We start from the raw sequence: 2,485 nt of genomic DNA, 5'->3' as shown, positions 1-2,485 counted from the left end.
TAAATCGCCTAATGGGTCTAGTCCGTTGCCAGTTCGACAGCCGATCCTGGCGGCATCCGAAGAGTTGGACTTACAAAAAAAGGTCGATCGCTTGATTGCCGATCGATACACGCCGGTGGATAGCTGCTGGGAGTAAAGGCAAAAGTGGACAGACTTGCCGTGGGATTCTTGGCATAAATCCGCTGCTTTTTTTCGACAACGGCAAACAAATCTGTATATTTGCCCGTACTTTCGGAGGTACCGAGTAAGAGAAAACCCGTGACATTGAGACTGTAATGAAAAATGGGGATAATCCGCTCCTGGAGCGAGCTGTCGAGATAAATTAGCACGTTCCGACAGCTAATCAGATCGACATTGGAAAATGGCGGATCGCTCACCAGATCCTGACGGGCAAATACACACAGTTCCCGCACCGCCTTGCTAATCCGATAACCACCCTCAATTTTACAAAAGAAGCGGTGTCGCCGCTCTGGTGAAACGTTGGCCATCTGCGCCTCAGTGTAAATCCCCGCTCTGGCGCGCTCGATCGATAGCTCGCTAACATCGGTCGCAAAAATCTGAATCGGTAGTTGTGGGACTCGATCGGTTAAAAATTCCAGCAGGCTAATCGCGATCGAATACACCTCCTCCCCCGTCGAACACCCTGCTACCCAAACCCGAATTGGTAACTCTGCTGACTTATGTTGGACGATCGTTTCAAAAACGTGCGTCTGGAGCAATTTAAACGCATCAGGATCGCGGAAAAAGCTAGTGACATGGATTAAAATCTCTTCATACAGTGCCTTGACTTCCGCCGGGTTCGCGGCCAAATACGCGGCATAATCCGCCAACTGTTCGAGCTTGCATAGCAACATGCGCCGATGAATGCGCCGATCGATTGTTTTAGGCTTGTAATGACTAAAATCGATGCTAGTACTCGATCTAAGGAGCGCGAAAATCGTCGCCAACGCCGATGGGGCTGTCACCGATTCATCAGCCGCGATCGGTGACTGATGTCTAGACCAAATATGGCTGCGACTGAAATTTACCAATTCTTCAGCAATCTGTTCCGGCGACAACACAAAATCGACATCCCCCGTCGCCACAGCAGCATTAGGCATACTATCAAATTTTGCCGTATCCTCACGCTGAGCGAACGTCACTCCACCCACCTCCTTAATCGCCCTTAAACCCTCGGCACCATCACCATCGCCGCCTGACAATACCACGGCAATCGCGTCTTGCCCGCGCTCGGCGGCCAGAGAATTAAAGAAGGTATCTCCAGGCATGTATTTACCAAGAATCTTCTCCCGCGCCGATAGTTGCAGTACGCCGCCTGAGATTCTCATCTGCGTGTTCGGTGGAATCACATACACTCGATCTGGCTCGACAACTGTCCCTTGCCGCGCCTCGCAGACGCTCATTTTGGTCGTTCTGGCGAGAATCTCTGTCAAGAGACTCGCTCGATCGGGTGACAAATGCTGGATCAGCACAAATGCCATGCCAGTATCGCTCGACAGATGGCTCAGTAGTTGCATAAAAGCCTCCAATCCCCCAGCAGAAGCAGCAACACCGACGATCGGAAAATCGATCTCTGCGGCGTCGCCACCAGGCAACAGCAGCGGCTGGTCATCCGTCGGCTCGGCCTCGTTCGCGGCAGGAACCGCCACAGCACGCGCTGTTTCCGCAATTTCACGATCGGAGCTGCTACTGGGTGGCTCCGATGCTGATGGCACGGCAGAGAGCCGATCGCGATGAGATGCCCGTGTTGCTCGATCGACAGAAAATTCGGAAGTCATGGCATCAACCCACGTTTTGGTGGCAACTTAAGGACTTGACATTAATGGATCGAATTTAGATTTTAGATTTGTCTGATGAATGAAAATAAATCATTAATGTCAATTTATACCTATTAAATTGCTACGACCGCCTCAGCGGTATGGTGCGAGACTTGGTGACGCATAATCTCTCCAGATCTGCTGCTATTGGCCGATCGCGATTGCATCCGCCGCCAAACTTTTGGTTAGTTCGCAAATAGTTCGCCTTGGCACCAGTACTTTAAAAAATCTCAGTTCTCAGATGGCGATCTTTCGCAGTTGCCATCGCAGATTCGATCTGTTTGATCTCAAGTTAGTTGCGGTCTGTTAAGTCTTACCGATTCTGACGGAAACACTCGATCGCCGACGCTCGGATAAGTACTGCCCGCTGGCTCAACTCAAACCTCACAGCCATTTGGCAATGACTTAATGACATACAAGAGACTGTTTGGAGACGTTTGAAAAGTATAGATTAGTATTCGTAAACCCTAGAAGATCCCCCCTAACCCCCCTTAAAAAGCTACCGTGTATACACAAGTCGGTTGGACTTCGTTTTGAGATCTGAATCCCCCAAACCCCCTTAAAAAGGGGGCTAAGATCGGATTCAAAGTCCCCCTTTTTAAGGGGGATTTAGGGGGATTCAGATCTACGCTTGTTACAAATAGGACTTTCCAAACATCCTCTTAAAA

1 pseudogene is annotated in these 2,485 nt (G+C 49.9%); it reads right to left on the bottom strand.

The features are described 5' to 3' along the window. Positions 1–110: 110 nt before the first annotated feature. Positions 111–1,601: pseudogene (locus RMO84_RS12895) on the bottom strand (chemotaxis protein CheB); the annotation flags it as partial. Between the last annotated feature and the right edge of the window lie 884 nt (positions 1,602–2,485).

The sequence above is a fragment of the Chamaesiphon sp. VAR_69_metabat_338 genome (genome assembly GCF_031423935.1).
Taxonomy (GTDB): Bacteria; Cyanobacteriota; Cyanobacteriia; order Cyanobacteriales; family Chamaesiphonaceae; genus Chamaesiphon.
Note: the sequence above shows the minus strand (reverse complement) of the source record. Positions and strands in the feature narration are given on the sequence as shown.